The following is a 26,968-nucleotide window of genomic DNA, read 5'->3' as shown; positions in this document are numbered from 1 at the left end:
GACATGCTGAAGGACGAGGACCGGATTTTCACCAATATCTACGGCATGCACGACCGGACGCTCGACGGCGCCCGCAAGCGCGGCCATTGGGACGGAACCGCCGGCATCATCGACAAGGGTCGCGACTGGATCATCGACGAGATGAAGGCCAGCGGCCTGCGCGGACGCGGGGGCGCAGGGTTCCCCACCGGTATGAAGTGGTCCTTCATGCCCAAGGAAAGCGACGGCCGCCCCGCCTACCTGGTGGTCAACGCCGACGAATCCGAACCCGGCACCTGCAAGGACCGGGAGATCATGCGCCACGATCCGCACACGCTGATCGAGGGCTGCCTGATCGCGTCCTTCGCGATGAACGCGCATACCTGCTACATCTACCTGCGCGGCGAATACATCCGCGAACGCGAGGCGCTGCAGACCGCCATCGACGAGGCGTACGAGGCCGGGCTTCTGGGCCGCAACGCCTGCGGGTCGGGCTGGGATTTCGACCTTTATCTGCATCACGGCGCGGGCGCCTATATCTGCGGCGAGGAAACCGCCCTGCTGGAAAGCCTCGAGGGCAAGAAGGGCATGCCGCGGATGAAGCCGCCCTTCCCCGCGGGGGCAGGCCTCTATGGGTGCCCGACCACGGTCAACAACGTCGAATCGATCGCTGTCGTGCCGACGATCCTGCGCCGCGGCGCGGGGTGGTTCGCCAGCTTCGGGCGCGAAAAGAACGCGGGCACGAAGCTGTTCGCGATCTCGGGTCACGTCAACAACCCGTGCGTCGTCGAAGAGGCGATGTCGATCCCGTTCCAGGAACTGATCGACCGGCACTGCGGCGGCATCCGGGGCGGCTGGGACAACCTCAAGGCGGTGATTCCCGGCGGCTCGTCCGTTCCGCTGCTGCCCGCGTCGACGATGAAGGACGCGATCATGGATTTCGACTGGCTGCGCGAAAACCGGTCGGGTCTGGGCACCGCGGCGGTGATCGTGATGGATCAGTCGACCGACATCATCAAGGCGATCTGGCGGCTGTCGAAATTCTACAAGCACGAAAGCTGCGGCCAGTGCACGCCCTGCCGCGAAGGCGCGGGCTGGATGATGCGGGTGATGGACCGGCTGGTGCGCGGCGAGGCCGAGGTCGAGGAGATCGACATGCTGCTCGACGTTACCAAGCAGGTCGAGGGCCACACGATCTGTGCCCTGGGCGACGCGGCGGCCTGGCCGATCCAGGGTCTGATCCGGCATTTCCGCGACGAGATCGAGGATCGCATCAAGCACAAGCGCGCCGGCCGGACGAGCGCCGTCGCGGCGGAGTGACGGCCATGATGCGTGCGATGGCGGGGCTGGTCTGCGTGGCGATGCTGGCGGGCTGCGGGCTGGGCGAACGTGTGGGGCTGGGCGCCGCGCGCAAGGCGGCATCGCTGCCCTATTCCGCGCAGCTCGACCCCGGGGCCGATCCGCGCGATTTCGCGGTGGCGGTCAAGGCCGGTCCGGTGGGCGTCGACGCGGTGCGGGAATCGGTCCGCTACCCGGCGACGCGGTACTGCCTTACGACCTTCGGCACCTCGGACGCCATCTGGCGCATCGATCCGCAGACCGAAGACTGGGCCGCCATCCGCGACGGCGACCGGCTGCTCTTCGGCGGGCGGTGCACGGCCCGCTGATCAGCTTCGTGGCCCCCCTCGGGTCGAGGCGTTGATCCCCCGCGGCAAGGGCGAAACCCCTGCTGAGTTCAAGCGCGACCAGGCGCGCGAGGTCGAGGCGAAGGACCGCGTCGACTGACCTCCGGCGCCCCGCAGCCCTTCAATTGCGCTTGAGGCTCGGCCGCCGGGCGATGACGCGGGGCGCGATAGCACCCATGTGTCAGGGGGATATTCCGTGCCCCCCGAAACCCGGATGTGACGCCGCGCGGGGCGCAAGCCGCCTTGCACTTTGCGCGCTTTCGGGGCAGGACAAGACCCGATGCCGGGGAACTGGCCGGGTCTCGGGGATGTGCGGACATTCCATGATGAGAACCAAGTTGGAGCTGAGAATGCGACGGATGCCCCCCCTTGCGGCGGCCCTTTGCGCGATCGCCTTTTCCGGACAGGCGCAGGCGCTGCCGCCCCTACATGAAAACGACCGTGTGGTCGGTGGCTTCTACGCCATCGGCCTTGCCGACGAGGTGCGCAAGAACTGCGACGACATTTCGCCGCGCATCTTCGCGGCGATTGGTTACCTTCGGTCGCTCGAAAACTATGCGCTCAGCCAGGGGTACAGCCGCGACGACCTCAAGGCGCTCAAGGACAACAAGGCCGAGAAAGAGGCGCTGAAAACCCGCATCCGCAGCGAACTGGAATCGCGCGGAGCCACCCCGGCGCAACCGGGCGGGTATTGCGACGTCGGCCGCGAAGAGATTGCCCGGGGCAGTGCCGCCGGCAAGCTGCTGAAAGCGAGGTAAGCCATGATCCGTGCCGTCCGGTCCCTTTCCCTGTCCCTCGCGGTTCTGGTCGCCGCTGCCGCGGGCCTGCCGCGCGCGGGTCAGGCGCTCGACACCGCGCACCTGATGGCGGCGCTGGATCCGCCCGAGGGGCTGACGATCGTCGATCACCAGGACGGCCGGTTCGTGATCCAGGTCTGGCCCAACCTCGTCACCGGAGCCTCGGCCCGGCGGGTCGCGGCGGGCACCGCGCAGGCCCATTGCGCCGACAAGGGCCTGCGCCCGATCTTCACCAACGCCGAGCGCTATTCGAAGCTGCGCCTGGACGCGTGGTCCTTTGCGGGGCGCTGCGAATGACCGGCCTTTCGGACGCAGACGGACGGCGTGGTCCCGGACGCCCCGAAGACACCGACCGGCGTCTGCGCGCCGCCGAGACGCGGCTGCGGCGGATCGAACGCGTGGTCGCGGGGGCGGATTCTTTGCTGCGCTGCGGCGCGTCCGGGCTTGACGACACCGCGGCGGGCCCGCACCACGTGGCCCAAACCGCCACGATCCTGAATTTCCCGGCCGCGCCAGCGGGCGCGGAACCCAAGTAAAGGGGAGGGCCCGCGATGAGCGAGCTGCGTAAAATCATCATCGACGGCCGCGAGATCGAGGTCGATCCCGCGATGACCCTGATCCAGGCCTGCGAAGAGGCGGGGATCGAGATCCCGCGCTTCTGCTACCACGAACGTCTGTCGATCGCCGGCAACTGCCGCATGTGCCTGGTCGAGGTCGTGGGCGGTCCGCCGAAGCCTGCCGCCTCCTGCGCGATGCAGGTGCGCGACCTGCGCCCCGGCCCCGAGGGCGCTCCGCCGCAGGTCAAGACGAACAGCCCGATGGTCAAGAAGGCCCGCGAGGGGGTGATGGAGTTCCTCCTGATCAACCACCCCCTGGATTGCCCGATCTGCGACCAGGGTGGCGAATGCGACCTGCAGGACCAGGCGATGGCCTATGGCGTCGACTTCTCGCGCTACCGCGAACCCAAGCGCGCGGTCGTGAACCTCGACCTCGGGCCGCTCGTCGGCACCCACATGACGCGCTGCATCTCCTGCACCCGCTGCGTGCGCTTCATCACCGAGGTCGCCGGCATGCCCGAGCTGGGCCAGACCGGCCGCGGCGAGGATGCCGAGATCACCAGCTACCTTGGCCAGACGCTCGATTCCGAAATGCAGGGCAACATCATCGACCTGTGCCCGGTGGGTGCGCTGACGTCGAAGCCCTACGCCTTTACCGCCCGGCCCTGGGAGCTGACCAAGACCGAAACCATCGACGTCATGGACGCGCTGGGATCGAACATCCGGGTGGACGCCAAAGGCCGCGAAGTGATGCGGATCATGCCGCGCAACCACGACGGCATCAACGAAGAGTGGCTGGCCGACCGGTCGCGGTTCATCTGGGACGGCCTGCGCCGCCAGCGGCTGGACAAGCCCTTTATCCGTGAAAACGGCAAGCTGCGGCCCGCCTCCTGGGGTGAGGCACTGAGCGCCGCCGCCACGGCGATGAAGGGCAAGACGGTCGCGGGTCTTGTGGGCGATCTGGCCCCGGTCGAGGCGGCATTCGCGCTGAAACAGCTGATCGAGGGACAGGGCGGCCGGGTCGAGTGCCGCACCGACGGCGCCAAGCTGCCGGCCGGAAACCGGGCCGCCTATGTCGGCACCGCGGCCATCGAGGATCTGGATTTCGCGCGCAACATCGTTCTGGTGGGCGTCAATCCGCGGCTCGAAGCGCCGGTGCTGAACGCCCGCATCCGCAAGGCCTGGCTGAAGGGCGCCGAAGTGGCGCTGATCGGCGAGACCTGTGATCTGACCTATGATGTCACGCATCTGGGCACCGACCGGGCCGCGCTGGAAAAGCACGCCGCCGACGATCATTCGGATCTCGAAGGCGAAAGCGTCGTGGTGGTCGGCCAGCCCGCCCTGATGGACAAGGACGGCGCCGCCGTTCTGGCCCAGGCGATGCGGCTGGCGCAGGGCATGGGCGGCAAGCTTCTGGTGCTGCACTCGGCCGCGTCGCGCGTGGGCGCGATGGACGTGGGCGCGGTGACCGACGGCGGCATGGCCGCTGCGCTGGAGGGCGCGCAGGTGATCTACAACCTCGGCGCGGACGAGGTCGAGATCGCGTCCGGCCCCGATGCGCCCTTCGTCATCTACCAGGGCAGCCACGGCGACCGTGGCGCGCACCGGGCCGACATCATCCTGCCTGCCGCCGCCTGGACGGAAGAGCAGGGGCTGTTCGTCAACACTGAGGGCCGGCCGCAGCTGGCGATGCGCGCGGGCTTCGCCCCTGGCGAAGCCAAGGAGAACTGGGCCATCCTGCGGGCGCTGTCGGCGCAGATGGACGCGACGCTGCCTTACGATTCGCTGCCGCAACTGCGCCGCGCACTGGTCGACGCGCATCCGCATCTGGGGATGGTCGACGAGCTGTCCGAATCCGAGCCGCAGGCCTTCGACGCGGGCGATCTGCTGACCGCCGATTTCCCCGGCCACGGGCGAGAGCACTACCTGGGCAACCCGATCCAGCGGGCCAGCCAGGTGATGGGCGAGCTTGCCGCCGGGGCCAAGGCGCGCCGGCCCGAGAGGATCGCGGCAGAGTAAGCTTTGATGCGTCCCAGCCACCTGCCAGGACCGTCACCGCGCCGGTCGCCCTTTGGCGGGGCCCTTGCCCTGTCGCTGGCGGCCGCCACCTTCGCGGCTGCCTGCGCGCCCGGCGCGGATAGCGGGCCCGCGGCGGAACAGGCCGCGGCGGCCGACGTCAAGGAACCCGGCATGCCCGCGGCCGCGACGCAGGACGGTGGGCGTATCCCGGCCACCCAGGACGCTTTCGTTCCGGCCTATGGCGGTGTGCAGACCCGCCTTCTGGACGGGGATCTTGTGAATTTTCTGGTCGAGATGGAGGGCGCGCGGGCCGCGCAGGACGTCATCGACTATGCCGAATGCGCGGCGGCGCAATATACGCTGATCCGCGGGTATGGTTTCGCGCGTCACGTACGCACGAATGTGGACGAAGAGGGTGGCGTTTGGCGGGGAGATGCGGTTTACACGGTCTCGCCCGCCCTGCCGGACGGGCTGAAGACCATCGACGCCGAAGTCGTGGTAGCCACCTGTGCCGCAAACGGTATTCCGACGGTGTGAGGACGCATGACTGATTTCTTCGATACAGGCGTTGGCATCGGCCTTATCATGGCCGCTCAGGGACTTCTGGTCATCGCGTTCGTGATGATCGCGCTGCTGTTCATGGTCTACGGCGACCGCAAGATCTGGGCCGCCGTTCAGATGCGGCGCGGCCCCAACGTGGTCGGCCCCTGGGGCATCCTGCAGTCCGTGGCCGACGCGCTGAAATACGTCCTCAAAGAGATCGTGATTCCCGCCGGCGCCGACCGCACCGTGTTCCTGATGGCGCCGCTGGCGTCGTTCGTGCTGGCGATGGCGGCCTGGGCTGTGATCCCGTTCAACGACACCTGGGTGCTGGCCGACATCAACGTCGCCATCCTGTTCCTTTTCGCCGTCTCCTCTCTCGAGGTGTACGGCGTGATCATGGGCGGCTGGGCCTCGAACTCGAAATACCCCTTCCTGGGCTCGCTGCGGTCCGCCGCGCAGATGATCTCGTACGAGGTGTCGCTGGGCCTGATCATCATCGGCGTGGTCATCACCACGGGAAGCCTGAACTTCGGCGACATCGTGCGCGCGCAAGACGGCAATCTCGGCCTCTTCAACTGGTACTGGCTGCCGCACTTCCCGATGGTGTTCCTGTTCTTCATCTCGTGCCTGGCCGAAACGAACCGCCCGCCCTTCGACCTGCCCGAGGCCGAGTCGGAACTGGTGGCGGGCTACCAGGTCGAATACTCCTCGACGCCGTTCCTTCTGTTCATGGCGGGCGAATACATCGCCATCTTCCTGCTGTGCGCCGTGAACTCGCTGCTGTTCTTCGGTGGCTGGCTGTCGCCGATCCCGGGTATCCCGGACGGGGCGCTGTGGATGGTCGGCAAGATGGCGTTCTTCTTCTTCCTCTTCGCGATGGTAAAGGCCGTCGTGCCGCGCTACCGGTACGACCAGCTGATGCGGATCGGCTGGAAGGTGTTCCTGCCCCTGTCGCTGATCTGGGTCGTGCTGGTGTCCTTTTTCGCTCATTTCGAACTCTTCGGCGGCGCCTATGCCCGCTGGATGATTGGAGGCTGACCCGATGGCCGCGACGTTCGACTATGCCCGCGCCGGGAAGTATTTCCTGCTTTTCGACATCTTCAAGGGTCTGGGACTGGGGCTGCGCTACTTCTTCGCGCCCAAGCCCACGGTGAACTACCCGCACGAAAAGGGGCCGCTGTCGCCCCGGTTCCGCGGCGAACATGCCCTGCGCCGGTATCCCAACGGCGAGGAACGCTGCATCGCCTGCAAGCTGTGCGAGGCGATCTGCCCCGCGCAGGCGATCACCATCGACGCCGAACCCCGCGACGACGGTAGCCGCCGCACGACGCGCTACGACATCGACATGACGAAGTGCATCTACTGCGGCTTCTGTCAGGAGGCCTGCCCGGTGGATGCCATCGTCGAAGGCCCGAATTTCGAGTTCTCGACCGAAACCCGCGAGGAACTCTACTACGACAAGGCGAAGCTTCTGGCCAACGGCGACCGTTGGGAAGCCGAGATCGCCAAGAACCTGGAACTGGACGCGCCCTACCGCTGAGGCGCGCACGGCAAGACTTCGGCGCCCGTCACGCGCCGGGATGAGAGGACCGAGACGATGGTGACCTTCGCCTTCTATCTCTTCGCAATCGTGGTTGTGGCCTCGGGGCTGCTGACCGTGCTGGCGCGGAACCCGGTGCATTCGGTGCTCTGGCTGATCCTGGCGTTCCTCAGCGCGGCGGGATTGTTCGTGATCCTCGGGGCCGAGTTCGTGGCGATGCTTCTGGTCATCGTCTACGTCGGCGCCGTCGCGGTGCTGTTTCTGTTCGTCGTCATGATGCTCGACGTCGATTTCGCCCAGCTCAAGGCCGAGATGGTGCGCTACCTGCCCGTGGCGCTGCTGATCGGGGTGGTGATCCTGATGCAGCTCGCCGTCGCCTTCGGCGTCTGGCAGGTCTCGGACGCGGCCGAGGGGCTGCGCCGCGCCGTGCCGCTGGATTACGACAACGCGCACAACACGGCGATCCTGGGGCAGCTGGTCTACGACGATTTCCTGATCCTGTTCCAGCTGGCGGGCCTGATCCTGCTGGTGGCGATGATCGGGGCCATCGTGCTGACGCTGCGCCACCGCACCGACATCAAGCGGCAGAACGTTCTGGCGCAGATGTATCGCGATCCGGCCAAGTCGCTGGAGATGAAGGACCTCAAGCCCGGGCAGGGTCTGTGACGGCATGAACGCGGGCCCCCGGCCCGCGCTGACCATCGGCATCGCCGTCGCGGTGCCCGTGGCAAACGGATACTTCAACGGGTAGCAAGACCCGGAGGGACGAATGATAGGACTCGAACACTTTCTGACCGTTGCCGCGGCGCTTTTCGTCATCGGCATCTTCGGTCTGTTCCTCAACCGAAAGAACGTCATCATCCTGTTGATGTCGATCGAGCTGATGCTGCTGGCCGTGAACATCAACTTCGTGGCCTTCTCGGCCTATCAGGGGGACATGGTGGGGCAGGTCTTCACGCTGTTCGTCCTGACCGTCGCGGCGGCCGAGGCGGCGATCGGTCTTGCGATCCTCGTCTGTTTCTTCCGCAACCGCGGCACCATCGACGTCGAAGACGTCAACGTGATGAAGGGCTGAGGCGCTATGACCACGATCATCCTCCTCGCCCCGCTTATCGGCGCGATCATCTGCGGCTTTGGCTGGCGCGTGATCGGGCAGACCGCCGCGACCTACACCGCGACCGGCATCCTGTTCCTGGTCTGCCTGCTCAGCTGGATCACCTTCCTGGGCTTCGACGGCGAAACCCAGCACATCCAGATCCTGCGCTGGATCGAGAGCGGGACGCTGTCGACCGACTGGTCGATCCGGCTGGACCGTCTGACCGCGATCATGCTGATCGTGATCACCAGCGTCTCGGCGCTCGTCCACCTTTATTCGCTGGGCTACATGGCCCATGACGAGAACTTCCGCGAAGGCGAGGTCTACAAGCCCCGGTTCTTCGCCTACCTGTCCTTCTTCACCTTCGCGATGCTCGCTCTGGTGACGGCCGACAACCTGATCCAGATGTTCTTCGGATGGGAGGGCGTGGGCGTCGCCTCTTACCTCCTGATCGGCTTCTACTACCGCAAGCCTTCGGCCAACGCCGCCGCGATCAAGGCCTTCGTGGTCAACCGCGTCGGCGATTTCGGCTTTGCGCTGGGGATCTTCGCGCTGTTCTTCCTGGCTGACTCGGTCCGCTTCGACGACATCTTTGCCGCCGCGCCGCAGATCTCGCGCATGAATATCGAGTTCATCGGGCTCAACTGGGATGCCGCCGAGGTCGTGGCGCTGCTGCTCTTCATTGGTGCGATGGGCAAGTCGGCGCAAATCCCGCTGCACACCTGGCTGCCTGACGCGATGGAGGGGCCGACGCCCGTGTCGGCGCTGATCCATGCCGCGACGATGGTGACGGCGGGCGTCTTCCTCGTCTGCCGCATGTCGCCGATCATCGAGTTCGCCCCCGACGCCAAGACGATCATCGTCTTCATCGGCGCGACCACGGCTTTCTTCGCAGCGACGATCGGCCTGGTGCAGAACGACATCAAGCGCGTCATCGCCTATTCGACCTGTTCGCAGCTGGGCTACATGTTCGTGGCCGCGGGCGTCGGCGTCTACTCGGCGGCGATGTTCCACCTGCTGACGCACGCCTTCTTCAAGGCGATGCTGTTCCTGGGCGCCGGGTCGGTGATCCACGGGATGCATCACGAACAGGACATGCGAAACTACGGCGGTTTGCGCCACAAGATGCCGGTGACCTTCTGGGCGATGATGATCGGCACGCTGGCCATCACCGGCGTCGGCATCCCGCTGACCCATATCGGTTTTGCCGGCTTCCTGTCCAAGGACGCGATCATCGAAAGCGCCTGGGGCGCGCAGAGCGGCATGGGAACCTACGCCTTCTGGATGCTGGTCATCGCCGCGGCCTTCACCAGCTTCTACTCCTGGCGGCTGATGTTCCTGACGTTCTTCGGTACGCCGCGCGGCGACAAGCATACGCATGACCACGCGCACGAAAGCGGCAAGGTGATGACCGTGCCGCTGGGCGTTCTGGCCGTGGGCGCCGTGCTGGCCGGGATGGTCTGGTTCGGGCCCTTCTTCGGGGACCATGCCCGCGTCGCGCAGTACTTCGGCATTCCCGCCCACGCCACGGCGTCCGAGACGGGCGACCACGGTGAAGGCGCGGGCGAAGCGATCGCCGAGCTGGCCGAGGGCGATGCCGAAGGTGCGGGCGAGGCTATCGTCGAGGGCGGCGAGGAGCTTGAAGATCACGGCGGCGGCGGTCATGCCGTCGCGCTGGCGCAGCCCGGCGAGGGCGCGATCTACATGCACCCCGACAACCACGTGATGGACAACGCCCACCACGCCCCGGTCTGGGTCAAGGTGTCGCCCTTCGTCGCCATGCTCGCAGGCTTCCTTCTGGCCTTCGCGATGTACATCTTCCGTCCGGGCCTGCCCGCGCGGGTGGCGGCCAGCCAGAGGCCGCTGCACAGTTTCCTCTACAACAAGTGGTATTTCGACGAGCTTTACGACCACATCTTCGTGCGCCCGGTGCGCCGCCTCGGGTCGGTGCTGTGGCGGCGCGGCGATGGCGGCGTGATCGACGGGACGATCAACGGGATCGCCATGGGCTTCGTGCCCTGGCTCACCCGTCTCGCCGGTCGGGGTCAGTCGGGGTACCTCTTCCACTATGCCTTTGCCATGGTGCTCGGGATCGCGGTCCTGATCACGTGGATGACGCTTACGGGCGGAGCCGAGTAAATGGACAGCCTGATCTCAATCGTTACCTTTCTGCCGCTTGTCGCGGCGATCATCCTCGCCCTCTTCCTGCGGGGCGACGACGACGCGGCACGGGCCAATGCCAAGTGGCTGGCGCTGATCGCCACGACGGCCAGCTTCCTTCTGTCGCTGTTCCTGCTCGCAGGCTTTGACCCCTCCGCCCCCGGCTTCCAGTTCGTGGAAGAGCGGGACTGGATCCTGGGCATGTCCTACCGCGTCGGCGTCGACGGGATATCGATCCTCTTCGTGATGCTGACGACCTTCCTGATGCCGCTCGTCATCCTCGCCTGCTGGGACGTGACCGTGCGGGTGAAGGAATACATGATCGCCTTCCTGGTGCTGGAAAGCCTGATGCTGGGCGTCTTCGTCGCGCTCGACATGGTGCTGTTCTACCTGTTCTTCGAGGCGGGCCTGATCCCGATGTTCCTGATCATCGGCATCTGGGGCGGACAAAACCGGATCTACGCGGCGTTCAAGTTCTTCCTCTACACCTTCCTCGGCTCGGTCCTGATGCTGGTGGCGATGATCGCCATGTATGCCGAGGCCGGCACGACCTGCATCGGCGCCTGTGGGGCGGACAATGTCGCGCTGCTCAGCCATGCTTTCCCGTCGCTGCCGATCTCGGTTCTGGGCGTCGACGTGCCCGGGGGCATGCAGACGTTGCTGTGGCTGGCCTTCTTCGCCAGCTTCGCGGTCAAGATGCCGATGTGGCCGGTGCATACCTGGCTGCCCGACGCACACGTGCAGGCGCCCACCGCCGGGTCGGTGGTTCTGGCCGCGATCCTGCTGAAGATGGGCGGCTACGGGTTCCTGCGGTTCAGCCTACCGATGTTCCCCGTCGCCTCTGACCTGCTGGCGCCTCTGGTGCTATGGATGTCGGCCATCGCCATCGTCTATGCCAGCCTCGTCGCGCTGGCGCAGAGCGACATGAAGAAGCTTATCGCTTATTCCTCGGTCGCGCACATGGGCTACGTCACCGCCGGGATCTTTTCCGCCAACCAGCAGGGGCTGGACGGCGCGATCTTTCAGATGATCAGCCACGGCTTCATCTCGGGCGCGCTCTTTCTCTGCGTCGGCGTGGTCTACGACCGGATGCACACGCGCGAAATCAACGCCTACGGCGGTCTGGTGAACCGGATGCCGGCCTACGCAATGATTTTCCTGCTCTTCACCATGGCCAATGTCGGGCTGCCGGGCACCAGCGGGTTCGTGGGTGAATTCCTGACGCTCATGGGCATCTTCCAGGCCAATACCTGGGTCGCCTTCGTGGCGACGACCGGGGTGATCCTGTCCGCCGCCTATGGGCTGTGGCTGTATCGTCGGGTCGTCATGGGCGACCTGATCAAGGAAAGCCTCAAGTCGATCACGGACATGTCGCGGCGTGAGAAGTGGATCTTTGCCCCGCTCGTCGCGATGACCCTCCTGCTGGGTGTCTACCCCGCCCTTGTCACCGATATCATCGGCCCGTCGGTCGAAACGCTGGTCTCCGACTACGAGACCGCGCAGGCCGACGCCGAAGCCGCCACCCGCCTGGCCCAGAACTGAGAGGCGCCGCCACATGATGACCTCTGCCGATTTTTCGATCCTGCTGCCGGAGATCAGCCTCGCCGTCTACGCGATGCTGGCGCTTCTGGTCGGCGTCTATACCGGCAAGGACAAGCTGGCGCCGACGCTCGTCTGGCTGACGGCGGCGGTGTTCGTGATCCTCGCAGGCTGGATCGGGCTGGCGCCCGGCGGCACCCGCCCGGCATTCGATGGTCTGTTCATCTCCGACGCCTTCGCGCGCTTCGCCAAGGTGACGATCCTGCTCTCGGCGGCCTCGGTCCTAGTGATGAGCGAGGGGTACATGGCCCGCCGCGATCTGCTGCGGTTCGAATATCCCGTGCTGGTATCGCTGGGTGTCGTGGGCATGCTGGTCATGGTCTCGGCCGGCGACCTGATGACGCTGTACATGGGGCTCGAACTTCAGTCGCTCGCGCTTTACGTCGTGGCCTCGCTGCGTCGCGACAGCGTCAAGTCGACCGAGGCGGGGCTGAAGTACTTCGTGCTCGGCGCGCTGTCCTCGGGTCTGCTCCTGTACGGCGCATCGCTGACCTACGGCTTTTCGGGCACGACGCTGTTCTCGGGCATCATCGTCGCTGTCGGCAACGACGCCCCGCTGGGCCTGATTTTCGGCCTGGTCTTCATTGCCTCGGGTCTGGCGTTCAAGGTCTCTGCCGCGCCCTTCCACATGTGGACGCCTGACGTCTACGAAGGCTCGCCCACGCCGGTCACCGCCTTCTTCGCCACCGCGCCCAAGGTTGCGGCGATGGCGCTTTTCGCCCGCGTCGTCCATGACGCTTTCGGCGGTGTGGTCGGCGACTGGCAACAGATCATCGCGCTGATCTCGGTCGCGTCCATGTTCCTCGGCGCTGTGGCGGCGATTGGGCAGACCAACATCAAGCGGCTGATGGCCTATTCCTCGATCAACCACATGGGCTTTGCCCTGATGGGGCTCGCCTCGGGCACGGCGTTCGGCGTTCAGGCTATGCTGGTCTACATGGCGATCTACGTCGTGATGAACATTGGCACCTTCGCCTTCATCCTGACGATGGAGCGGGACGGCAAGCCGGTGGTCGATATCCGGTCGCTCAACATGTACTCACGCCGGGAACCGCTGCGGGCGCTGGCGATGCTGGTGCTGATGTTCTCCATGGCCGGCGTGCCGCCGCTCGTCGGCTTCTTCGGGAAGTTCTACGTGCTGTCCGCGGCCGTGCAGTCGGGTCTCGGCTGGCTGGCGATCCTGGGCGTCATCGCCTCGGTCATCGCGGCCTATTACTACCTGCGGATCGTGTTCTACATGTATTTCGGCGAAGAGGGCGAAACGCTCGATACGGCGCAATCGCCCCTTTTGTGGACGTTCCTGATGGCGTCGGCCGCGATCATGGTGCTGGGCGTCGTCAATCTCTTCGGGATCGAAGGGGCCGCAGCCGCCGCGGCGGCGACCCTTGTCAACTGAACCGCCCTGGCCTGAACGCTACGGTCGCGTCGTTCTCGACAGCGTCGACAGCACCAATGCCGAGGCGGCGCGGATGGCGCCCGAGCTCGATTATCCGACCTGGATCCTCGCGCATGAACAGGCCGCGCCGCGTGGCCGCCGGGGCAACCGCTGGTCCATGCCGCCGGGCAACTTCGCCGCGACGCTGGTGATGCGCCCGGGCGGGGTGCCCGGCTGGGCGGCCCTGCGCGGGTTCATGGCGGGCGTCGCGCTGTTCGAGGCGCTGGCGTTGTATGTCGACCGCACCCGGCTGTCGCTGAAATGGCCCAACGACGTGCTGCTGGATCAGGGCAAGGTCGCCGGCATCCTTCTGGAAAGCGCGGGGAAGGGCGGGCAGGTCGACTGGCTGGCCATCGGCATCGGCGTCAACCTGACGGCCGCGCCGACCGAGATCCGCGATGCCGCCTTTCCGCCCGTGTCGGTGGCCGAGCAGACGGATATCCGGATCGACCCCGAGCAGCTTCTGGTCCGCCTCGCGGGGTTCTATGCCACGCAGGAGGATATCCTGACCCAACTGGGGTTCGAGCCGATCCGTGAAAGCTGGCTGCGCCACGCAGCTCGGCTGGGCGAGATCATCACGGCGCGCACCTCGCAGGGCGAGGTCATCGGCCGGTTCGAAACGATCGACGATGCCGGTCAGCTGGTGCTTGAAACCGAAGACGGGCCGAAGCTGATCCCCGCAGCCGAGATCTACTTCTAGCCCGGAGCGCGCGCATGCTTCTTGCCATCGATTGCGGCAACACCAACACCGTATTCTCGATCTGGGACGGCACCCGGTTCCTGGCCGTCTGGCGCACCTCGACCGAGTGGCAGCGCACGGCGGACCAGTATTTCGTCTGGCTGACGTCGCTGATGACGTTTCGCAAGATCGACGTCGAAATCGACGAGGTCATCATCTCGTCCACCGTCCCGCGCGTGGTATTCAACCTGCGTGTTCTGGCCGACCGCTATTTCAACTGCCGCCCGCTGGTTGTGGGCAAGCCCGACTGCGCGCTTCCCGTGGCGCCGCGTGTGGATGCCGGCACGCAGGTCGGGCCCGACCGGCTGGTCAACACGGCAGGCGCCTATGACAGGCACGGCGGCGATCTGGTGGTGGTCGATTTCGGCACGGCGACGACCTTCGACGTCGTGGCCGAGGACGGGGCCTATGTCGGCGGCGTCATCGCGCCGGGCGTCAACCTCAGCCTCGAGGCGCTGCACCAGTCGGCCGCGGCCCTTCCGCACGTGGATGTGACCAAGCCGCAGGCGGTGATCGGAACCAACACCGTCGCCTGCATGCAATCGGGTGTTTTCTGGGGGTATGTCGGCCTGGTCCGCGGGATCTGTGACCGGATTCGCGCCGAATACGACCGCAAGATGACGATTATCGGGACTGGGGGGCTTGCGCCTCTCTTCGCACAGGGCGATGTGCTCTTTGACCGGATCGAGGACGACCTGACGATCCATGGCCTTACGGTCATCCACGCCCATAACAAGGACGCTCCATGACGCCCGAACGGCTGATCTATCTTCCCCTTGGCGGCGCCGGCGAGATCGGCATGAACGCCTATGTCTACGGCTACGGTGCACCCGGTGCCGAACGCTATATCCTCGTCGATATCGGCGTCACGTTTCCGGACATGGACACGACGCCCGGCGTCGACCTGATATTCCCCGACATCGCGTGGCTGGCCGAGCGGGCCGACCGCCTGGATGCCATCTTCATCACCCATGCGCACGAAGACCACGTGGGCGCCCTGGGCCACCTCTGGGACCGCCTGCGCGCGCCTGTTTATGCGCGGGCCTTCACCGCCAACATCGCCGCGCGGAAACTGACCGAGCACGGCCATTCGACCGAAATCCTGAAGGTCGCCAACGCCTGGCCCGCAACCCAGACGGTGGGGCCCTTCACCGTGGGCTTTCTGCCGATCTCGCACTCGATCCCCGAAAGCTCGGCCCTGGTCATCGACAGCCCGGCGGGCCGGGTGATCCATACCGGTGATTTCAAGATCGACGAAAGCCCGGTGGTGGGCGAGGCGTTCGACCGCGCGCTCTGGTCCGAGGTCGCGCGCGACGGCGTGCATGCGCTGGTCTGCGATTCGACCAACGTCTTCAGCCACCATGCCGGACGGTCGGAGAGCACCGTGGGACCCGAGATCGAGCGTCTGGTCGCCGCGCAGCCCGGCATGGTGGTGGCGACGACCTTCGCCAGCAACATCGCGCGGGTGAAGACGCTGGCCGAGGCCGCGACCCGCGCGGGCCGGTCTGTCTGTCTTCTGGGGCGCGCCATGCGCCGGATGGTCGAGGCGGCGCTGGAAACCGGCATCCTGTCCGATTTTCCCGGCACCGTGACGCCCGAGGATGCCCGCGACATCCCGCGCGAGAACCTGATGCTGATCGTCACCGGCAGCCAGGGCGAACGCCGCGCGGCCTCGGCCCAGCTGGCCCGGGGCAAGTACCTTGGCCTCAAGATGCAGGAGGGCGACACCTTCCTGTTCTCGTCCAAGACGATCCCGGGCAATGAACGCGAAGTCGCCCGGATCATGAACGCGTTTTCCGAGATGGGCGTCGATGTCGTCGACGACACGGGCGGGCTTTATCACGTGTCGGGCCACGCCAACCGCCCCGACCTCGAGGCGATGCACCAGATCACCCAGCCGCAGCTGGTGATTCCCATGCACGGCGAACACCGCCACCTGCGCGAACACGTTAAGCTGGCTCAGGCTGCGGACCGCAAGGGACTCCTGGCCCCCAACGGCACCTGCTGGTCGCTGTCGGGCAACCAGCCCGAGATCGTCGAATACGTCGATACGGGCCGCACCTACCTTGACGGGTCGGTGCAGATCGGCGCGCTGGACGGGATCGTCCGCGACCGGATCCGCATGGCGCTGAACGGCCACGTCATCGTGACGCTGATCATGGACGAAGACGACACGCCCCTGGGCGAACCCTGGGTCGAGCTGATGGGCCTGCCGGAAACCGGCCGGTCGGGCACCGCGCTGGCCGAGGTGCTCGAGGCCGATCTGACCCAGTTCCTGGGCCGCGCGGACGACAAGACGTTGCTGGACGATGCAAAGCTCGAGGACGGGCTGAAACGGATCGCCCGCACCGGCGCCAACGACGAGATCGGGCGCAAGCCCGAGGTCACGGTCGTGGTCTCTCGCCTGTCGTAGGGAAATCTCGCCTTCAGGGGGTGACGCCGCCCCGCGGACCGCTAGGTCGCGGGGCGAGTAACGATTTCCGATGAAGGAGAGAGAACATGATCAAGAAGAACGGATCCGCGAAGTGGACGGGCAGCCTCAAGGAAGGCAAAGGGCACGTCTCGACCGAAACCGGCGTGCTGAGCGATCAGCCCTATGGGTTCAACACCCGGTTCGAGGGTGAGCGCGGCACCAACCCCGAAGAGCTGATCGGCGCGGCCCATGCGAGCTGTTTCTCGATGGCCTTTTCGATGGTGCTGGGGCAAAGCGACCTGACGCCGGACAACATCGAGACGACCGCGACCGTGTCGCTTGAACAGCAGGGCGAAGGCTTCGCGATCACCAAGGTGCACCTGGACGTGACCGCCAGCGTGCCCGGCGCGACCGAAGAACAGGTGCGCGAAGCGGCCGAAGGCGCCAAGGCCAACTGCCCGGTGTCCAAGCTTCTTACCGCCGAGATCACGATGGACCTCAAGGTCGCCTGAGGCCTGTCCCCGGGCCGTCTGTCCACGACGGGCGGTCCCGTGACAGGGACATCGCAGACATGAAAAAGGCGGGCCCCCGGGCCCGCCTTTTTTTGTGTTGCGAAGCGCGCGCGCGGTTTAGCCGGTGCGGCGTTCGTCAAAGCTCATGGCGATGAACTGGGGCAGGTGATCGCCCAGGCCGACGACGGCGTCGTCCCGATCCTTGCCGCGGCGCGACCGGTTCGAGCTTTTGCCACGTCCGCCGCCTTCGGATTTGCCCTCGGGCTTGGCCGTGGCCGTTTCGGCGCGGGCCGGTTTTTCGGGCGCGGTCGGGGCAGTTTCTGCCGGCGTGTCCGCGGCTGCCGCGTCCTCGACAGGCGCATCCTTGGCAGGTTTGTCGGTGGCAGGTTTTTCGGCAGCAGGTTTTTCGGCGGCGGGCGTCTCGGTCGCCTGGCCCTCGGCCTGTGCCGCCGCGGGCTTTTCGGACTTGCGGCGCGACCGGCTGCGGCGGGCGGGCTTCGCCTCAGCAGCGGTATCTGCGGGCGCTTCCTCGGCGGTCGGGGCAGGGGCGGCGGCGCCCAGCGGGTTCTCCATCCGCGGCACCGGCTTGTCGATCAGCCGCTCGATATCTTCGAGGTTCTTTTCGTCCGACGGCGCGCAGATCATCATCGCCTTGCCATCACGTCCTGCCCGGCCGGTGCGACCGATCCGGTGCACGTAATCCTCGGCATGGGAGGGCACGTCGAAGTTGAACACATGGCTGACCGCCGGCACGTCCAGCCCGCGCGCCGCGACGTCGGAGGCGACGAGGAACCGCAGCCGCCCCTCGCGGAAGCCCTCAAGCGTCCGCGTCCGCTGCGACTGTTCGAGGTCGCCGTGGATCGGCGCGGCGTCGTAGCCGTATTTCGACAGGCTTTTCGCGACGATGTCGACGTCGGACTTGCGGTTGCAGAAGATGATCGCGTTCGAGCATTTGTCGCCTTCGTCGTCGATCATCCGGCGCAGCAAGGCGCGTTTCTCGGATGCGGCGCGGTCACGGCGCGACCCGCGGAACATCACCACCTTCTGCTCGATCGTCTCCGAGGCGGTGGCCTGGCGCGCGACCTCGACCCGTTCGGGCGCGGACAGGAAGGTGTTGGTGATGCGCTCGATCTCGGGCGCCATGGTGGCCGAGAAGAATAGCGTCTGCCGGGTGAAGGGCGTCAGCGAAAAGATGCGTTCGATGTCGGGAATGAACCCCATGTCGAGCATCCGGTCGGCTTCGTCCACGACCATGACCTGCACGCCGGTCAGCAGAAGCTTGCCGCGCTCGAAGTGGTCGAGCAGCCGGCCCGGCGTCGCGATCAGGACGTCGACGCCCTTGTCGATCAGCTGATCCTGCTCCTTGAAGCTGACGCCGCCGATCAGCAGCGCCTTGGTCAGCTTGGTATACTTGGCATAGGTGTCAAAGTTCTCGGCCACCTGTGCCGCCAGTTCCCGCGTCGGCGCCAGGACCAGGCTGCGCGGCATCCGCGCCCGGGCCCGGCCCTTGCCTAGAAGGGTGATCATCGGCAGCGTGAAGCTGGCGGTCTTGCCGGTGCCGGTCTGGGCGATGCCCAGCACGTCCTGCCCACGCAGGGCGGCGGGAATGGCGCCGGACTGGATCGGGGTGGGCGTGGTATAGCCCGCCTCGTCGATCGCCTTGAGCACCTTGGGGTCGAGATTGAGGTCGCTGAATTGGGTCATGTGATGTCCGTTCGTTTTACGGACCTCACCATCGGCCCGTGCGTCTGTTCGGGGCGCGGCCCGGATGGCCGCATCCGCCAGTGTTTGGCGGCCCGTGCGCGGCTTGACTACTGCAAACCGGCCCTTCGGTCAACGCGACTCGACCATGGGGTCAGTGCGCGCCGGTCCGGAGGGGGTGTCAGACCATCATTTCCTTGGTCGCGGTCAGCGTCAGCTCGGGGTGGTCGCGTTCGATCCGGTCGATGTCCCATTGCAGGCGGGTCAGGAACACGACGTCGCCGTCGTTGTCCTGCGCGATGTGACCCTTGTTGGCCTGCACGAAGCGGTCGACCTTGTCCTTCGGGCCCGACACCCAGCGGGCCGAGGTGAACTGCGACGGTTCGAACCGAACGGGCAGGCCGTATTCCATCTCGATCCGGCTGGCCAGAACCTCGAACTGCAGCTGCCCAACGACACCCACGATGAAGCCCGAGCCGAGCATCGGCTTGAACACCTTGGCCGCACCCTCTTCGGCGAATTGCATCAGCGCCTTGTCGAGGTGCTTGGCCTTCATCGGGTCGCCCGCACGGCAGTTCTGCAGCAGTTCCGGCGCGAATGAGGGGATGCCGGTGACGCGAAGCGCCTCGCCTTCGGTCAGCGTGTCGCCGATGCGCAGCTGGCCGTGGTTCGGGATGCCGATGATGTCGCCGGCCCAGGCCTCTTCCGCCAGTTCGCGGTCGGCGGCCAGGAACAGCACGGGGTTCGAGATCGCCATCGGCTTCTTCGACCGCACGTGCGTCAGCTTCATCCCGCGTTCGAAATGGCCCGAGGCCAGGCGCACGAAGGCCACGCGGTCGCGGTGCTTGGGGTCCATGTTGGCCTGCACCTTGAACACGAAGCCCGACACCTTCTTTTCGTCCGGCGAGATCTGCCGCGGCTGGGCCGACTGCACCTGCGGTTCGGGACCGAATTCGCCGATGCCGTCCATCAGTTCCTTCACCCCGAAGGAGTTGATCGCCGAGCCGAACCAGATCGGCGTCAGCGTCCCGTCCAGGAACGCCTGCCGGTCGAAGGGTGGCAACAATTCGCGCGCCATCTCAAGCTCTTCGCGCAGCTGCTCCAGAAGGTTGGCCGGCACGTGCTCGGCCAGCTTGGGGTCGTCGAGCCCGGCGATCTTGATCGATTCGGCAACGCGGTTGCGGTCGGACCGGTCCATCAGCTCGAGCCGGTCGTGCAGCATGTCGTAGCAGCCCACGAATTCACGCCCGCGGCCGATGGGCCAGGAGGCGGGGGTGACGTCGATGGCCAGGTTTTCCTGGATCTCGTCGACGATGTCGAAAGTGTCCCGGCTTTCGCGGTCCATCTTGTTGCAGAAGGTCAGGATCGGCAGGTCGCGCAGGCGGCAGACCTCGAACAGCTTGCGGGTCTGGCTTTCCACGCCCTTGGCCCCGTCGATCACCATGATCGCGGCATCGACCGCGGTCAGCGTGCGATACGTATCCTCGGAAAAATCCGAGTGGCCGGGCGTGTCGACCAGGTTGTACCGGAAGTTGCGGTAATCGAAGGACATGGCCGATGCCGAGACCGAGATGCCGCGGTCCTTTTCCATCGCCATGAAGTCCGAGCGCGTGCGCCGCGCCTCGCCCTTGGCGCGGACCTGTCCGGCCATCTGGATCGCGCCGCCGAACAGCAGGAACTTCTCGGTCAGCGTGGTCTTGCCCGCATCGGGGTGCGAGATGATCGCAAAGGTGCGACGCCGCGCGATTTCGGGCGGAAGTTCGGGGGCGTTGGAAAGACGGTCTAGCATGCACGGCATATAGCGGTGCGCCCGGCCCCGCGCAATTGGCTGAGCGCGCGGTGGGGCCGGGGTGCCGTTAATCCTTGCTTAACCACAGCAGGCAATCCTCGGGGCCGACGCCATGACCCGGAAAGGCATCCCCATGCGACGATTGCTTCTGCTCTTCGGCCTGCTCGTGTCCCTTGCGGCCTGTGGTGGTGGCGGCGGTCAGACTGACACGCCGCCCGGCCCGGACGGTCCGGGCGATGGCGGGACTGGCGGCGATGGTGACGATGGCGGTGGCGACGTGTTCGACCCCGATCTCAGCTATGATGCGCGGGCGGACCGGATCGCCGCGCTGCGCGCTGACCTGCAACGGGACACAGGGGGTGTCGCCCTGGCGCCGTCGGACCTGCCCTCGGGCGGGCAGGGGGTCTACGCGGGGTTCGCCGAAATGCAGCTGTCTGGCCCGGTCGAGGCCGAGGGCCGGTTGAACGCGGACATGCAGCTGGTGGTTGATTTCGGCGCCGGGGACGTGCGCGGCCGGATGGAAAATTTCCGCCGCAGCGACGATGTGCCGGTGGCTGGCGATCTTGAGATCCGCAACGGCGAGGTCATCGCCGGGGCAGATCCGGCCGCCGGCCCGGTCTTCGTCGCCGATGTGGAGGGCACGCTGACCGATCGGGTGGGCGCGCTGGACTTTGATCTTGATGCCGGCGGGGCGTTCTACGGGACCGGGGCGGGGTACGCGGGCGGTGCGCTCGAAGGCACGGCCGGGTCCCGCTTCGGCGATCTCGCCGTGATCGGAGAGTTCGGCGGCAGACGGTGAGGGCGGTGGCCCGGCCCTGTCCGGGCGCCACGACGGCCACCGGGCATCGGGATCACGCGGCACCTGTGATGTGCGGAGGGCGATCCGTTGCGCCCCCCACGCGTGGCGCCTCAGCGCCGGACGGCGAGGCCGTTGCGCGCGGCGGCGACGTTGATCTCGCTGACACCGGCCAGCGTCTGGTTGCTGAGGAACAGCCCGACCACGACCTCGCGCGAGGCCTGCGTCGACACCCGCGTCGGTTCGGGCGGCGGCGCGGCGCGGAAGGTGTAGGACAGCACGCCCGGTTCCGCCGTCTCGACAGGGATCAGCGCGCCTTCCCAGTACCCTTGTGTCGGCGGCACGCCGGTGGCGCGCAGGATGGCCCCACCGGGGGTGCGGTCGATCGTAAGCGACGAAATCTGGTCCATCACGGGGCGCGGATCGGCCTCGGGCGCCGCCGTGCTGGCGGGGACCGCGCTGGCCGTGCTGCTGCCGCCGAACCACGTAAAGGGGTTGAGGCGCGACTCGGCCACGCGACCGCAGCCGATCAAGAGGCCCGCGATGCTTGCCGCCAGGATCACGTTACGCATGCGCCGTTCCTTCTTTTCCACCCCTGGATCGCGCCATGGGGTTAGCCGAATCCGCGCGGCTTGAAAAGCCTGCGCAGGGGACGAGGGCGCTCTGCCGCGGTCGCCCGGTGGGTGGGGGCCATTGCAGTCGTCCGGGGCAGGCAACGCGATCCCTGCCGCTGCTCGGCTTTGCCTCTGCCCTCTCCCTTGCCCGGGTTAGGCGCCTGAGCGCGTTCGACCGGTGGGCCGTGCCTCAAGCTCCAGCCACATGTGTGCAACCGGTGGCGGGCCTTGCCCTGCGAGACCGCTCCGCCTAGGTCAGGGGCCAGACACGGATCCAAGATCCCGGACCCCGATGCGGGAGCGCGCTGCCATGGCCACCGAAGCCTTTGAAGAGATTGCCGACACCTTCGAGTTCCTCGACGACTGGGAGGACCGCTATCGCTACGTGATCGAGCTGGGCCGCGACATGCCCGGGCTCGACCCCGCGTTCCAGGTGCCCGCGACCAAGGTCGACGGCTGCGCCAGCCAGGTCTGGATCCTGCCCGAGATCGAGGGCGAGGGTCCCTCCGCCCGCTTCGGGTTCCAGGGCGACAGTGACGCGATGATCGTCAAGGGGCTGATCGCAGTGCTCAAGGCGCTTTATTCCGGCGTGCCGGTGGGCGAGGTCGGGGCGATCGACGCGCAGGCGGAACTGGCCCGCCTGGGCCTGGACGAGCACCTGTCGTCGCAAAGGTCGAACGGGGTGCGCGCGATGATCGCCCGCATCCGCGATGTCGCCGCCCGCACCGCGGCCTGAGACCGGGGCCTTTCGCCGCCGCTGCTTCGGTATCGCCCAATAATCCGGCCGGGCGCGTGTCAGACCTGCCGGGCCAAGGCAGGCGCCAAGTCTCCGTACCCGGTGAACCGCCGCTCATGCGCCAGCCCAAGCCGCGCGGCGGCATCGCGGGCGCGGGCGTCGAGCGTCGCATCCTCGGCCTGCGCCAGATGCACCAGCTTTTCGTAATGCCCGAAATAGGCGTCCCGCAGCTCGGGGTGCCGATCCAGCCCGAGGGGGCGGATCACGAAGGCGTCGAACTGGCGGACCAGAAAATCGGTCAGGTAGAAGGCGGTGAACTCTTCTTCCGCGCGGGCGGCAAAGGCGGCGTCGCCCGAAAAGAAGCTGTAGCAATGCGGGCCTGCCAGCATCTCGACCCCCATCCCCTCGCAGACCCGCGCCAGCGCGCCGCCCGTCCCGCAATCGGCATATACGACGAAGATCCGCGCATAGTGCTCGCGGTGCCGTTGCACTGCGTCTGCAACCGCGGGGGCGATGCGGTCGGGGTGATTGTGCAGGATCGCGGGCAGGCAGGCCAGATCTGCGTGATCCCAGCCGTTCAGCTCGATCAGCGCGAGGATCTCGCGCGCCAGGGCTCCGCAGGCCAGGAACAGCACCCGGCCCGGCCGGTCCGGCGCGGCCAGCCCGTTGCGCAGAAGATCGGCATCGTCCACGCCGCTACCGCTCCAGCCGGACGGCGGTGCCGTAAGCCAGAACCTCGGACGCCGCCTGTGTGATGGTCGAGGTTTCCAGCCGCACGCCGACAACGGCATCGGCACCCAGCCGCCGCGCATCCTCGGCCATGCGGTCGAGCGCCTGTTCGCGGGCGGCAGTCAGAAGCTGGGCGTATTCCCGCACCTCGCCACCGACGAGGTTGCGCAGGCTGGCGACGATATCGCTGCCCACATGCTTGGCCCGCACTGTCGATCCACGCACGAGGCCAAGCGCCTCGGCTATGTCGCGGTTCGGAATGGTCTCGGTGGTCACCAGGATCATGCGGGGCCCCTACCGGTCGATCCGGTCGTAGTGATCATCCTCCGAATTGCGCAGACGGTCCGAAAGGACACGCCATAGCAGGTAGAGGATCAGCAAAGCCGGAATCAGGGCCAGCGCCGCGACGGGCGTGGCGACGAAGGAGGCCGAGACGACGGCGCCAAGCCAGATCGTGGCACCTGCGGCCGCGATCGCGATCACGAGGATCAGCACGAACCTGTCCAATGGCATGCCAGCCGTCCTTCTCCGATTATCCCTTGCACGGGAAATATGGAGGCGCGGACCCGCGGTGGGAAGGGGCGATCATGTCGGATTGGAGCGGGTAGCGGGAATCGAACCCGCGCGTTCAGCTTGGGAAGCTGACAGGCTACCATTACATCATACCCGCGCGAGGGGCTGGGTACTCTTCTGCCGCGCCGCGGTCAAGCGTTCCGGGGCGCGTGGCCGCTCCGGGGGCCGGAGACCGGGATAGACGCCCGCGCCGCCTGCCGTTCGGGCAGGGCGCCCCCGGTCTTGCCATCGGGGCACCGGGGCGGCTATGGGACAGGCGGGGGCGATTAGCTCAGTTGGTAGAGCGTCTCGTTTACACCGAGAATGTCGGCGGTTCGAGCCCGTCATCGCCCACCATGATCCAACCGGTTCGGACCGCGATCCTTGCGCGGCCGCCTGCGGGCGGGGGATGGCTTGTCCCCAGACGCCAGGCCTGCCGGTTTCAGGGCAGGATCGTCAGCCACAGCCAGACCGACAGGATCGACGCGCCGGTGCCGACCAGCACGCCCGAGGCCGCGACGCGGCGGGCCGTCCCGTAGAGGTTGGCAAAGATGTAGGTGTTCACCCCCGGCGCCATCGCCGCGGTGATGACCGCGGCGCGCATCGGGTCCACGCCCAGCCCAAAGGCCCGGCCCAGTCCGTAGGTGACCATGGGATGGACGATCAGCGAACACAGGCAGACCCACAGGATCGCGCGCAGATCGCCCTCGGGCCGGTAGCGATAGAGCACCCCGCCAAGACCGAAGAGCGCCGCGGGGATCGCCGCGCGGACCATCAGGTCGATGGCGTCGGTGACGATTCCGGGCATGTCCAGCCCCGAGAGGTTGACCACGAACCCCAGGCCGATGCCGATCACCAGCGCGTTGTGCAGCATCGATCCGACGATCCGCCGCGCGGTGTCGCGCAGCCGCCCCCCGCGGTTGCGCACCATCTCCATCACCGTGACGCCCACGCCGTAGCAGACGGGCGAGTGGATCGCGATGATGGCATAGTTGTAGCGCAGCGCGTCAGTCCCGAAGGCGCGTTCGGCGATGGGGAGCCCCAGAAGCGCCGAGTTGGAGAACATGCCGCAAAAGCCGAAAGCGACCGCGTCCTCCCAGCTGCGGTGAAAGAGGAACCGCCCGCCGACAAGCCCCGCGACGAACCCCGCCGCCGCCCCGGCATAGAACGACGCCAGCAGGTTCGGCGCGAATTCCTGCCCCAGGTCGAGCGTCGAGATGGCACGAAACAGCAGGCAGGGGATCGCGAAGTTCTGGGTGAACCGCATCAGCCCCGCGACGGCGCTGTCGTCGAAGAGACGGCGCCACACCGCGACGTAGCCGAAGCCGATGACCAGAAAGACGGGCAGGATGACTTCGATCAGCGCCTGCATCAGAGCGGGTAGGCGATCACCATCCCGTCGAAAGCGGGGGTGACGTGGTCGGGCGTCTCGGCCGCGACCGTCGCGTAATCCATGTCGATATGCATGTTCGTCAGCACCGCACGGGCCGGCGCCACCCGGTCGATCCAGTCGAGCGTCTGGGCGAGGTGCGAATGCGTCGGGTGCGGCGTCCGGCGCAGCGCGTCCACAACCCAGCAGTCAAGCCCCTGCAGCGCGGGCCATGCCGCGTCGGGGATCTGCGCCACGTCGGGCAGGTAGGCAAGCCCCGCGACCCGGAACCCCAGCGCGTCGATCGCGCCGTGAGACACGCGGAAGGGCGTCAGCGCGATATCGCCGCCCGCCCCGGTCACGGTCACGTCGCCGTCGATCAGGTTCATGTCGAGGATCGGCGGATAGCTCGACCCTTCGGGTTGCACGAAGGCATAGCCGAAGCGGCCCAGCAGGCTGTCGCGGGTGTCGGCGTCGGCCCAGACCGACAGCCGCTGCCGGGTGTTGAAGACGACCATGCGCAGGTCGTCCAGCCCGTGGACGTGGTCGGCGTGGGAATGGGTGTAGACCACGGCATCGAGCTCGCCCACGCCGGCATCCAGAAGCTGGGCGCGCAGGTCGGGCGAGGTGTCGATCAGGACCCGCGTGGTGCCCTGCGCGGTTTCGCGTTCGACCAGCATGGAGCAGCGGCGGCGCGCGTTGCGGGGGTCCGCGGGATCGCACTCGCCCCAGTGGCCGCCCAGCCGGGGCACGCCGCCCGAGGACCCGCAGCCCAGGATGGTAAAGCGAAGCTCACCGCTCACGCCGCATGCTCCCACGCGGCGACCTTGGTGAAGAGACGGTCGAAATTGGCCTCGGTCGCGGCGGCGAACTCGGCGTAGTCCAGCCCGAAGACCTCGGCCCCCACCCGCGCGGTGTGCGCGGTGTAGGCGGGTTCGTTGCGCTTGCCGCGATGCGGCGGGGGGGCAAGGTAGGGGCTGTCGGTTTCGACCAGGATCCGGTCGAGCGGGGCTGCCGCGAAGATGTCGCGCAGCTCGCCGCTTTTGGGAAAGGCCGAGATGCCGGACATCGACAGGTAGAACCCCAGGCCCAGCGCAGCCTCGGCCAGCGCGCGCGACGACGAAAAGCAGTGCATGACGCAGGAATAGGCGCCGGCGCGGTGTTCCTCGGTCAGGATGCGGGCCATGTCGTCATCCGCCGCGCGGGCGTGGATGATCAGCGGCAGGCCGGTGCGGCGCGCGGCCTCGATATGGATGCGCAGGGACTCCTGCTGCACCGAAGCCGTCTCGGCGGTATAGTGATAGTCGAGCCCGGTTTCGCCGATGCCCACCATCTTGGGGTGCCGGGCGATCTGCGTCAATTCGTCCGCCGTAGCCATCGGCTCTTCCGCGGCGCTCATCGGGTGGGTGCCCGCGGCGTAGAAGACGGTGGGGTTGGCCTCGGCGATGGCGCGGACCTGCGGTTCGGTGCGCAGGCGGGTGCAGATCGTCACCATGCGGGCGACGCCGGCCTCGTGGGCGCGGGCGATCACCTGCGGCCGCTCATCGTCGAAATCGGGGAAATCGAGGTGGCAGTGGCTGTCGGTGATCCGGGGTTCGGGCATGTGAC

The 26,968-nt window shown here is 66.9% G+C and carries 29 protein-coding genes and 2 tRNA genes; 21 read left to right on the top strand and 10 right to left on the bottom strand.

Going from position 1 to position 26,968, the window contains the following annotated elements; translation table 11 throughout:
- Positions 1–3: 3 nt before the first annotated feature.
- The 18 genes from nuoF to EKE94_RS14580 all read left to right on the top strand — a co-directional run bounded on the left by nuoF (position 4) and on the right by EKE94_RS14580 (position 17,074).
- Entirely contained in the window at positions 4–1,299 is a 1,296-nt protein-coding gene (nuoF, locus tag EKE94_RS14665; protein WP_127907380.1) for an NADH-quinone oxidoreductase subunit NuoF, read from the top strand.
- 5 nt (positions 1,300–1,304) lie between these two features.
- Positions 1,305–1,646 (top strand): hypothetical protein, encoded by a 342-nt coding sequence (locus EKE94_RS14660; protein WP_127907379.1) that lies wholly within the window; start codon positions 1,305–1,307, stop codon positions 1,644–1,646.
- A 368-nt stretch (positions 1,647–2,014) separates the two neighbouring features.
- On the top strand, positions 2,015–2,422 hold the full coding sequence (locus tag EKE94_RS14655) for a DUF5333 domain-containing protein (protein ID WP_164870970.1): 408 nt from the start codon (positions 2,015–2,017) through the stop codon (positions 2,420–2,422).
- 3 nt (positions 2,423–2,425) lie between these two features.
- On the top strand, positions 2,426–2,758 hold the full coding sequence (locus tag EKE94_RS14650; RefSeq protein WP_127907377.1) for a hypothetical protein: 333 nt from the start codon (positions 2,426–2,428) through the stop codon (positions 2,756–2,758).
- Entirely contained in the window at positions 2,755–2,997 is a 243-nt protein-coding gene (locus EKE94_RS14645) for a hypothetical protein (RefSeq protein ID WP_127907376.1), read from the top strand. The genes EKE94_RS14650 and EKE94_RS14645 overlap by 4 nt, the downstream gene beginning before the upstream one ends.
- A 15-nt stretch (positions 2,998–3,012) precedes the next feature.
- Positions 3,013–5,037 carry an NADH-quinone oxidoreductase subunit NuoG gene (gene nuoG, locus EKE94_RS14640; RefSeq protein WP_127907375.1) on the top strand — a complete coding sequence of 675 codons (2,025 nt, stop codon included), beginning with the start codon at positions 3,013–3,015 and terminating at the stop codon, positions 5,035–5,037.
- 171 nt (positions 5,038–5,208) lie between these two features.
- A complete protein-coding gene (locus EKE94_RS14635; RefSeq protein WP_127907374.1) occupies positions 5,209–5,574 on the top strand; it encodes a hypothetical protein in 366 nt (121 codons plus the stop codon).
- A 6-nt stretch (positions 5,575–5,580) separates the two neighbouring features.
- The gene (gene nuoH / locus EKE94_RS14630; RefSeq protein WP_127907373.1) at positions 5,581–6,618 is read left to right on the top strand and encodes an NADH-quinone oxidoreductase subunit NuoH; all 1,038 of its coding nucleotides are present in this window, start codon (positions 5,581–5,583) and stop codon (positions 6,616–6,618) included.
- Positions 6,619–6,622: 4 nt separating this feature from the next.
- Positions 6,623–7,120 (top strand): NADH-quinone oxidoreductase subunit NuoI, encoded by a 498-nt coding sequence (gene nuoI, locus EKE94_RS14625; RefSeq protein WP_127907372.1) that lies wholly within the window; start codon positions 6,623–6,625, stop codon positions 7,118–7,120.
- A 57-nt stretch (positions 7,121–7,177) separates the two neighbouring features.
- Positions 7,178–7,786: an NADH-quinone oxidoreductase subunit J gene (locus tag EKE94_RS14620; RefSeq protein WP_127907371.1), complete on the top strand. Its 609-nt coding sequence runs from the start codon at positions 7,178–7,180 to the stop codon at positions 7,784–7,786.
- 103 nt (positions 7,787–7,889) lie between these two features.
- Positions 7,890–8,195 (top strand): NADH-quinone oxidoreductase subunit NuoK, encoded by a 306-nt coding sequence (gene nuoK / locus EKE94_RS14615; protein ID WP_127907370.1) that lies wholly within the window; start codon positions 7,890–7,892, stop codon positions 8,193–8,195.
- 6 nt (positions 8,196–8,201) lie between these two features.
- A complete protein-coding gene (gene nuoL / locus EKE94_RS14610; protein ID WP_127907369.1) occupies positions 8,202–10,355 on the top strand; it encodes an NADH-quinone oxidoreductase subunit L in 2,154 nt (717 codons plus the stop codon).
- A complete protein-coding gene (locus tag EKE94_RS14605) occupies positions 10,356–11,918 on the top strand; it encodes an NADH-quinone oxidoreductase subunit M (protein ID WP_127907368.1) in 1,563 nt (520 codons plus the stop codon).
- 16 nt (positions 11,919–11,934) lie between these two features.
- Entirely contained in the window at positions 11,935–13,371 is a 1,437-nt protein-coding gene (gene nuoN / locus EKE94_RS14600) for an NADH-quinone oxidoreductase subunit NuoN (RefSeq protein WP_127907450.1), read from the top strand.
- Positions 13,361–14,110: a biotin--[acetyl-CoA-carboxylase] ligase gene (locus EKE94_RS14595; RefSeq protein WP_127907367.1), complete on the top strand. Its 750-nt coding sequence runs from the start codon at positions 13,361–13,363 to the stop codon at positions 14,108–14,110. The genes nuoN and EKE94_RS14595 overlap by 11 nt, the downstream gene beginning before the upstream one ends.
- Before the next feature lie 14 nt (positions 14,111–14,124).
- A complete protein-coding gene (locus tag EKE94_RS14590) occupies positions 14,125–14,898 on the top strand; it encodes a type III pantothenate kinase (protein ID WP_127907366.1) in 774 nt (257 codons plus the stop codon).
- Positions 14,895–16,562 carry a ribonuclease J gene (locus EKE94_RS14585; protein ID WP_127907365.1) on the top strand — a complete coding sequence of 556 codons (1,668 nt, stop codon included), beginning with the start codon at positions 14,895–14,897 and terminating at the stop codon, positions 16,560–16,562. Before EKE94_RS14590 ends, EKE94_RS14585 begins: the two co-directional genes overlap by 4 nt.
- An 86-nt stretch (positions 16,563–16,648) precedes the next feature.
- Complete coding sequence (locus tag EKE94_RS14580) at positions 16,649–17,074, top strand: OsmC family protein (RefSeq protein ID WP_127907364.1); 426 nt, start codon at positions 16,649–16,651, stop codon at positions 17,072–17,074.
- Between the two features lie 117 nt (positions 17,075–17,191).
- On the opposite strand, the gene EKE94_RS14575 is transcribed toward EKE94_RS14580, so the two are convergent.
- Positions 17,192–18,778: a DEAD/DEAH box helicase gene (locus tag EKE94_RS14575; protein ID WP_127907363.1), complete on the bottom strand. Its 1,587-nt coding sequence runs from the start codon at positions 18,776–18,778 to the stop codon at positions 17,192–17,194.
- A 178-nt stretch (positions 18,779–18,956) separates the two neighbouring features.
- A complete protein-coding gene (locus EKE94_RS14570) occupies positions 18,957–20,564 on the bottom strand; it encodes a peptide chain release factor 3 (protein ID WP_127907362.1) in 1,608 nt (535 codons plus the stop codon).
- 133 nt (positions 20,565–20,697) lie between these two features.
- On the opposite strand from EKE94_RS14570, the gene EKE94_RS14565 reads away from it, so the two are divergent.
- Positions 20,698–21,363, top strand: a complete 666-nt coding sequence (locus EKE94_RS14565) for a hypothetical protein (protein WP_127907361.1) — start codon at positions 20,698–20,700, stop codon at positions 21,361–21,363.
- A 110-nt stretch (positions 21,364–21,473) separates the two neighbouring features.
- Here EKE94_RS14565 and EKE94_RS14560 read toward each other — a convergent pair whose 3' ends face one another.
- Positions 21,474–21,932, bottom strand: a complete 459-nt coding sequence (locus EKE94_RS14560) for a hypothetical protein (protein ID WP_235856047.1) — start codon at positions 21,930–21,932, stop codon at positions 21,474–21,476.
- A 352-nt stretch (positions 21,933–22,284) separates the two neighbouring features.
- On the opposite strand from EKE94_RS14560, the gene EKE94_RS14555 reads away from it, so the two are divergent.
- Complete coding sequence (locus EKE94_RS14555; protein WP_127907360.1) at positions 22,285–22,710, top strand: SufE family protein; 426 nt, start codon at positions 22,285–22,287, stop codon at positions 22,708–22,710.
- A 59-nt stretch (positions 22,711–22,769) separates the two neighbouring features.
- On the opposite strand, the gene EKE94_RS14550 is transcribed toward EKE94_RS14555, so the two are convergent.
- The 4 genes from EKE94_RS14550 to EKE94_RS14535 form a co-directional block, all read right to left on the bottom strand.
- Positions 22,770–23,402: a DUF1638 domain-containing protein gene (locus EKE94_RS14550; RefSeq protein WP_235856046.1), complete on the bottom strand. Its 633-nt coding sequence runs from the start codon at positions 23,400–23,402 to the stop codon at positions 22,770–22,772.
- Between the two features lie 4 nt (positions 23,403–23,406).
- Positions 23,407–23,724 carry a YbjQ family protein gene (locus EKE94_RS14545; protein ID WP_127907358.1) on the bottom strand — a complete coding sequence of 106 codons (318 nt, stop codon included), beginning with the start codon at positions 23,722–23,724 and terminating at the stop codon, positions 23,407–23,409.
- A gap of 9 nt (positions 23,725–23,733) precedes the next feature.
- Positions 23,734–23,952: a hypothetical protein gene (locus tag EKE94_RS14540; protein ID WP_127907357.1), complete on the bottom strand. Its 219-nt coding sequence runs from the start codon at positions 23,950–23,952 to the stop codon at positions 23,734–23,736.
- 83 nt (positions 23,953–24,035) lie between these two features.
- Positions 24,036–24,109 (bottom strand) — tRNA-Gly (locus EKE94_RS14535).
- Positions 24,110–24,272: 163 nt separating this feature from the next.
- Here EKE94_RS14535 and EKE94_RS14530 point away from each other — a divergent pair.
- Positions 24,273–24,348: transfer RNA gene (locus EKE94_RS14530), tRNA-Val, on the top strand.
- An 85-nt stretch (positions 24,349–24,433) separates the two neighbouring features.
- Here EKE94_RS14530 and EKE94_RS14525 read toward each other — a convergent pair.
- The 3 genes from EKE94_RS14525 to EKE94_RS14515 are packed head-to-tail and all read right to left on the bottom strand — an operon-like array spanning position 24,434 to position 26,963.
- Positions 24,434–25,363 carry an AEC family transporter gene (locus EKE94_RS14525; RefSeq protein WP_127907356.1) on the bottom strand — a complete coding sequence of 310 codons (930 nt, stop codon included), beginning with the start codon at positions 25,361–25,363 and terminating at the stop codon, positions 24,434–24,436.
- Positions 25,363–26,163, bottom strand: coding sequence for an MBL fold metallo-hydrolase (locus tag EKE94_RS14520; protein ID WP_127907355.1), 801 nt, complete (start codon positions 26,161–26,163; stop codon positions 25,363–25,365). The genes EKE94_RS14525 and EKE94_RS14520 overlap by 1 nt, the downstream gene beginning before the upstream one ends.
- On the bottom strand, positions 26,160–26,963 hold the full coding sequence (locus EKE94_RS14515; RefSeq protein ID WP_127907354.1) for a TatD family hydrolase: 804 nt from the start codon (positions 26,961–26,963) through the stop codon (positions 26,160–26,162). The genes EKE94_RS14520 and EKE94_RS14515 overlap by 4 nt, the downstream gene beginning before the upstream one ends.
- Positions 26,964–26,968 lie beyond the last annotated feature (5 nt).

Origin of the sequence: Mesobaculum littorinae, from assembly GCF_004011175.1 — a bacterium.
Taxonomy (GTDB): Bacteria; Pseudomonadota; Alphaproteobacteria; order Rhodobacterales; family Rhodobacteraceae; genus Tranquillimonas; species Tranquillimonas littorinae.
This window is presented reverse-complemented; position numbering and strand designations above follow the sequence as displayed.

Bases quoted from the DNA above. Each gene is read 5' to 3' on its own strand.
- nuoF (WP_127907380.1), top strand. From the start codon at position 4: ATGCTGAAGGACGAGGACCGGATTTTCACCAATATCTACGGCATGCAC.
- EKE94_RS14660 (WP_127907379.1), top strand. From the start codon at position 1,305: ATGATGCGTGCGATGGCGGGGCTGGTCTGCGTGGCGATGCTGGCGGGC.
- EKE94_RS14655 (WP_164870970.1), top strand. From the start codon at position 2,015: ATGCGACGGATGCCCCCCCTTGCGGCGGCCCTTTGCGCGATCGCCTTT.
- EKE94_RS14650 (WP_127907377.1), top strand. From the start codon at position 2,426: ATGATCCGTGCCGTCCGGTCCCTTTCCCTGTCCCTCGCGGTTCTGGTC.
- EKE94_RS14645 (WP_127907376.1), top strand. From the start codon at position 2,755: ATGACCGGCCTTTCGGACGCAGACGGACGGCGTGGTCCCGGACGCCCC.
- nuoG (WP_127907375.1), top strand. From the start codon at position 3,013: ATGAGCGAGCTGCGTAAAATCATCATCGACGGCCGCGAGATCGAGGTC.
- EKE94_RS14635 (WP_127907374.1), top strand. From the start codon at position 5,209: ATGCCCGCGGCCGCGACGCAGGACGGTGGGCGTATCCCGGCCACCCAG.
- nuoH (WP_127907373.1), top strand. From the start codon at position 5,581: ATGACTGATTTCTTCGATACAGGCGTTGGCATCGGCCTTATCATGGCC.
- nuoI (WP_127907372.1), top strand. From the start codon at position 6,623: ATGGCCGCGACGTTCGACTATGCCCGCGCCGGGAAGTATTTCCTGCTT.
- EKE94_RS14620 (WP_127907371.1), top strand. From the start codon at position 7,178: ATGGTGACCTTCGCCTTCTATCTCTTCGCAATCGTGGTTGTGGCCTCG.
- nuoK (WP_127907370.1), top strand. From the start codon at position 7,890: ATGATAGGACTCGAACACTTTCTGACCGTTGCCGCGGCGCTTTTCGTC.
- nuoL (WP_127907369.1), top strand. From the start codon at position 8,202: ATGACCACGATCATCCTCCTCGCCCCGCTTATCGGCGCGATCATCTGC.
- EKE94_RS14605 (WP_127907368.1), top strand. From the start codon at position 10,356: ATGGACAGCCTGATCTCAATCGTTACCTTTCTGCCGCTTGTCGCGGCG.
- nuoN (WP_127907450.1), top strand. From the start codon at position 11,935: ATGACCTCTGCCGATTTTTCGATCCTGCTGCCGGAGATCAGCCTCGCC.
- EKE94_RS14590 (WP_127907366.1), top strand. From the start codon at position 14,125: ATGCTTCTTGCCATCGATTGCGGCAACACCAACACCGTATTCTCGATC.
- EKE94_RS14585 (WP_127907365.1), top strand. From the start codon at position 14,895: ATGACGCCCGAACGGCTGATCTATCTTCCCCTTGGCGGCGCCGGCGAG.
- EKE94_RS14580 (WP_127907364.1), top strand. From the start codon at position 16,649: ATGATCAAGAAGAACGGATCCGCGAAGTGGACGGGCAGCCTCAAGGAA.
- EKE94_RS14575 (WP_127907363.1), bottom strand. From the start codon at position 18,778: ATGACCCAATTCAGCGACCTCAATCTCGACCCCAAGGTGCTCAAGGCG.
- EKE94_RS14570 (WP_127907362.1), bottom strand. From the start codon at position 20,564: ATGCTAGACCGTCTTTCCAACGCCCCCGAACTTCCGCCCGAAATCGCG.
- EKE94_RS14565 (WP_127907361.1), top strand. From the start codon at position 20,698: ATGCGACGATTGCTTCTGCTCTTCGGCCTGCTCGTGTCCCTTGCGGCC.
- EKE94_RS14560 (WP_235856047.1), bottom strand. From the start codon at position 21,932: ATGCGTAACGTGATCCTGGCGGCAAGCATCGCGGGCCTCTTGATCGGC.
- EKE94_RS14555 (WP_127907360.1), top strand. From the start codon at position 22,285: ATGGCCACCGAAGCCTTTGAAGAGATTGCCGACACCTTCGAGTTCCTC.
- EKE94_RS14545 (WP_127907358.1), bottom strand. From the start codon at position 23,724: ATGATCCTGGTGACCACCGAGACCATTCCGAACCGCGACATAGCCGAG.
- EKE94_RS14540 (WP_127907357.1), bottom strand. From the start codon at position 23,952: ATGCCATTGGACAGGTTCGTGCTGATCCTCGTGATCGCGATCGCGGCC.
- EKE94_RS14525 (WP_127907356.1), bottom strand. From the start codon at position 25,363: ATGCAGGCGCTGATCGAAGTCATCCTGCCCGTCTTTCTGGTCATCGGC.
- EKE94_RS14515 (WP_127907354.1), bottom strand. From the start codon at position 26,963: ATGCCCGAACCCCGGATCACCGACAGCCACTGCCACCTCGATTTCCCC.